Annotated in this window: 5 protein-coding genes; 2 read left to right on the top strand and 3 right to left on the bottom strand. The window is 74.1% G+C overall.

Annotated features, from left to right (window positions below; translation table 11 throughout):
* Positions 1 to 134 precede the first annotated feature (134 nt).
* From LCD35_RS07460 to LCD35_RS07450, 3 genes are all read right to left on the bottom strand, one after another.
* Positions 135 to 1,358, bottom strand: a complete 1,224-nt coding sequence (locus LCD35_RS07460) for an MFS transporter (RefSeq protein WP_225043949.1) — start codon at positions 1,356 to 1,358, stop codon at positions 135 to 137.
* 634 nt (positions 1,359 to 1,992) lie between these two features.
* A complete protein-coding gene (locus LCD35_RS07455) occupies positions 1,993 to 2,667 on the bottom strand; it encodes a Crp/Fnr family transcriptional regulator (protein WP_224957254.1) in 675 nt (224 codons plus the stop codon).
* A gap of 97 nt (positions 2,668 to 2,764) precedes the next feature.
* Complete coding sequence (locus LCD35_RS07450) at positions 2,765 to 3,019, bottom strand: hypothetical protein (protein ID WP_029621632.1); 255 nt, start codon at positions 3,017 to 3,019, stop codon at positions 2,765 to 2,767.
* 324 nt (positions 3,020 to 3,343) lie between these two features.
* Between LCD35_RS07450 and nth the strand changes: the two genes are divergently transcribed.
* Positions 3,344 to 4,081, top strand: a complete 738-nt coding sequence (nth, locus tag LCD35_RS07445; RefSeq protein ID WP_224957297.1) for an endonuclease III — start codon at positions 3,344 to 3,346, stop codon at positions 4,079 to 4,081.
* A partial coding sequence (locus LCD35_RS07440) for a TlpA disulfide reductase family protein (protein WP_225043948.1) occupies positions 4,078 to 4,464 on the top strand: 387 nt, incomplete at its 3' end. The genes nth and LCD35_RS07440, both read left to right, overlap by 4 nt.

Here is a 4,464-nt window from a genome sequence, read left to right as displayed (position 1 = left end):
CGCGCGGGGGGGGGGGCCCGGGGGGGGGGGGGGGGGCGGCCCCCCCGCCCCCCCGCCGGCGGACCGGGGCGCCCGGGCCCCGGGGCCCCCCCCCCCCCCCGGGGGGGGGCCCGCGATCAGCGAGGCCCTGCGCGTCAGACCAGGGCGGATTCGCGGACCGGGAGCAGCGTGCCGCGCCGGACCCACAGGCCCGCGGCCAGCACGACGCCGACCACCCCGGCGAGCAGGAACGCGGCGGGCGGCCCGGCGCTCTCCACGATCCGGCCGCTGATCGACTGGCCGGCCGCCGCACCGAGCGTCACCGCCGTCACGACCCAGCCGAACACCTCCGTCTCGGTCCCGGCCGGCGCGGCCAGGTCCAGCGCCACCGAGTGCGCCGTGGACTGCGGGGTGATCAGGCACCCGGCGAGCAGCAGCGCCAGGCACAGCCCCCACAGCGTCCCGGGCAGCGCCAGCAGCGCGACGAGACCGGCGAAGCCGAGCAGCAGCGCGGGCAGCCGCAGGTGCATCGGCCGCGGCCACGGCCGCATCCCGTACAGCACGCCGAACACCACGGAGGTCACCGACAGCGCGCTCAGCAGCAGCCCGCCCGCGTTCGGCGCCCCGGCCGCGACCGCGGAGGCGGGCACGCCGACCTCCACGAAGCCGATGAGGCAGCCGAAGCCGAGCGCGGCCAGCGCCACCGTGCGCATCCCGGGCGCGCGCAGCGCCCCGAGCATCCCGCCCGAGGTGCGGGAGTCGTCCTGCGGCCGCAACCGGCGGGCGGCGCGCGTCGAGGCGAAGCCGATGCTGCCGACGATCATGCAGGCGCTGCCCGCGACGACTCCGGCACCGGCCCACGGCAGCGCGACCAGCAGCCCGGCCAGGCCGGGGCCGAGGATGAAGAAGACCTCCATGCTGATCGCCTCGTACGAGTAGGCCGCGTCCCGCGCCGGCCCGGCGGGCAGCAGCTGCGCCCACAGCGCCCGGGAGGCGGGGGCCACGGTCGGCTGGCTCGCGCCCAGCAGGAAGCCGAGCGCGGTGAGCACCACGACCGGTGCCCCGGATTCGATGGCGGTGATCTCGGCGGCGACGAACACCGCGAGCGCCGCGGACATCACGACCATCGGCCGGGTGGGTCCGATCCGGTCGATCACCCTGCTCTGCACGACCGAGCCGCACGCCACGCCGACGAGCTCGGCGGCCGAGACGAGCCCGGCGGTGGCGAAGCTGCCGGTCACCTTCTGCACGTACAGCAGCAGTGCCAGCCCGATCATCGCGATCGGCAGGCGGCCCAGCAGGGAGGTCAGGACGGGTGCGGTGGCTCCGGGCGTGCGCAGCGCGGCGCGGTAGTCGGCCAAGGTGATCGAATGGGACACGCGTACCAGTATCCGCGTCCTGGTACGCCGGTACCAGTCGTTTTCCGGGTGTTCTCCGTCGCCCGGAACGAGCCGCGACCCGGCTGTCCGCGCTTCTCGGGCTGACCGGGCCGCAGCGGGCGGCCGAGCCCGGCCAGGCGCCGCGCGACCGGGACCGGACGTGCGAAAGGGCTGGGGCGTCGCCCCCGACGCGACGCTCCAGCCCTTTCGCTCGCGCGGCCCGTCCCCCGACCAACCACGCTCCTCGAACCTCCGATGGTCGGCCCCGAATCCGGCACCGGAGGAGTTCCCCGTCGGCTGCCCAGCACCCGCGCGCTCCGCGCGTCGTGAAGGGCCTCCACTAGGTAAGACGTTGAGTTCTCGGTCCGGGTTGCACGGCTCGGTGAATTCTTTCCGAGCAGATGTCCCGGGCTCTGATACCAGTGTGCCCTCCGGTTCCGGGGAGGAAACCGGGCACAACGTCCCCTACATGGCTGGTGACTCGGCGTGTCCGCGGCCGGGTGCTGGATCCGCCGTCCCCGAGCGCGCTCGGAGGGGGAGGCTCGGACGTGCGAAAACGCGCGCCGGCTGAGGGGTCCGAACGAAAGGCGGACCCGTCAGCCGACGCGCGTTGGGCGACGCGGCCGGTGGTGGCTCAGCGCGCGCGGCGAGCCAGCCGCTCCGGGTCGAGGATCAGCACGCTCTTGCCCTCCAGCCGCAGCCAGCCGCGGTGGGCGAAGTCGGCGAGCGCCTTGTTCACGGTCTCCCGCGAGGCGCCGACGTACTGCGCGATCTCCTCCTGCGTGAGGTCGTGGGTGACCCGCAGCAGACCGGCTTCCTGGCTGCCGAAGCGCTGCGCGAGCTGCAGCAGCGCCTTGGCCACGCGACCGGGCACGTCGGTGAAGATCAGGTCGGCGAGCATGCCGTTGGTCCGGCGCAGCCTGCGCGCGACGACCCGCAGCAGCTGCTCGGCGATCTCCGGGCGGGTGCCGATCCACTGCCGCAGCGCACTGCGGTCCATGGTCAGCGCGCGGACCTCGGTCACCGTGGTGGCGGTCGAGGTGCGCGGGCCCGGGTCGAAGATGGACAGCTCGCCGAACATGTCCGACGGCCCCATGATCGCCAGCAGGTTCTCGCGGCCGTCGGGCGACTTGCGCCCGAGCTTGACCTTGCCGGATTGGATGATGTAGAGCCGGTCGCCCGGCTCGCCCTCGGCGAAGATCACGTGTCCGCGCGGGAACTCAGACGGTTCCAGCGACTGGGTCAGCGCCTCCGCCGCGGCCGGTTCCACGCCCTGGAAGATTCCGGCGCGGGAAAGGGTCTCGTCCACCTCGTCCCTCCATGTTGAGACGCGGCGGCTCGTTCGAAGCGGTGCCCGCGTCGTTCCGCGGTCACCGTACTGTGCCGCCGATCACTACCAGTTGAGTTTAAGACTGGTCGCGGGAACGGCGAGTTCGCAGCTTGCCGGCGCGTCCCACCCTGCGTAGCTGGAAGAGCTCCAGCGCACGCCCGATTCCCTGCCGGAACAGCGCCCGGACCTCATCGGGCCGAGCGTTCTCCAGCAGCTCTTCGACCTCGTTCTCCTGCACCGCGACGTGCCGCAGCCGTGCCTCCACGCGCTCCATGAACAACGTGAAGAACATGATCACTAGCGGTACGACGATAACGAACCAGGCAGTCATGATGCTTGAATCCTCGCTCATGCCTTCGAGACGGACGCAACCGGGGGTCGGTTGCCCGTCGACGGGGTCGGGTTCGGGTGTCGTCGTGGTCCGTAGTCTGGTGGGGTGCCGGAGCCAGCCCACGACAGGTCACAGCCTGGTCGATCATCCTCCCATCGGCCCGCCGCGGCCCGATCGGCGCCCACCCGGTCGACGACCGCGGGCGCCGTGACCTCCGGTTCCGGTCGTTCCCGAGCCGGGGGAGCACCGGCGCGCCGACCGCGCCGCAGCGCGGCGAGCGCCGGGACGGAGACCCGCACCGGGCTCGTCCGGCGGGCGCGGCGGATGGTGCGGGAGCTCGCCGAGGGCTACCCGGACGCGCACTGCGAGCTCGACTTCGCCGACCCGCTGCAGCTCGCGGTCGCGACGATTCTGTCCGCGCAGTGCACCGACAAGCGGGTCAACCAGGTGACGCCCGCGCTGTTCGCCCGCTACCCGGCGGCCGCGGACTACGCCGGCGCCGACCGGACCGAGCTGGAGGAGCTGATCCGCTCCACCGGCTTCTACCGGAACAAGGCGAACTCCTTGCTGGGGCTGGGCGCGGCGCTGGTGGAGCGGCACGGCGGCGAGGTGCCCGCGCGGCTCGACGACCTGGTGAAGCTGCCCGGGATCGGTCGCAAGACCGCCAACGTCATCCTCGGCAACGCCTTCGACGTCCCCGGCATCACCGTCGACACCCACTTCGGCCGGCTGGTGCGCCGCTGGGGCTGGACGGTGGAGGAGGACCCGGTCAAGGTGGAGCACGCGATCGGCGAGCTGATCCCCCGCAAGGAGTGGACGATGCTCTCGCACTACGTGATCTTCCACGGGCGCCGCGTGTGCCACGCGCGCAAGCCCGCGTGCGGCGCGTGCCTGCTGGCGAAGGACTGCCCGTCGTTCGGTGCCGGCCCGGAGGAGCCCTCGGCGGCGGCGAAGCTGGTGCGCGGGCCGGAGGCGCCGCGGCTGCTGGAGCTAGCCGGGATCTCCGGTGAACTGGACGAGGCGACCATCGAGAAGGCGGCGGCGAAGGAGCCGGACGCGTGAGCCGCTGGCGGTACGTCCGCGAGTTCCGCAGCGAGATCCGGTGGACGGTCGTGGTGCTGGTGCTGGCCGGGCTCGCCGTGGTCGCGCTGTGGCCGGGTGGTTCCGGCGGCGGGGCGCCGACCGCGGACGCCCCGGAGCAGCGGCCGCAGGCGGCCCCGGTCGACCCGGCGCTGCGCGCGGGCCTCGGACCCTGCCCCGAGCCGCGGGCCGGCGGCCCCGCCGAGCTGGCCGGGGCGACCGGGACCTGCTTGGCCGACGGCCGCCCGGTGGACGTCGGCGCCGCGCTGGCCGGACGCCCGGCGCTGGTCAACGTGTGGGCGACCTGGTGCGCCCCGTGCCGCACCGAGCTCCCCGCGCTGCAGGAGTACTCCGCCCGCCCCGGC

Source organism: Saccharopolyspora sp. 6V (genome assembly GCF_020176785.1).
GTDB lineage: Bacteria > Actinomycetota > Actinomycetes > Mycobacteriales > Pseudonocardiaceae > Saccharopolyspora_C > Saccharopolyspora_C gregorii.
This window is presented reverse-complemented; position numbering and strand designations above follow the sequence as displayed.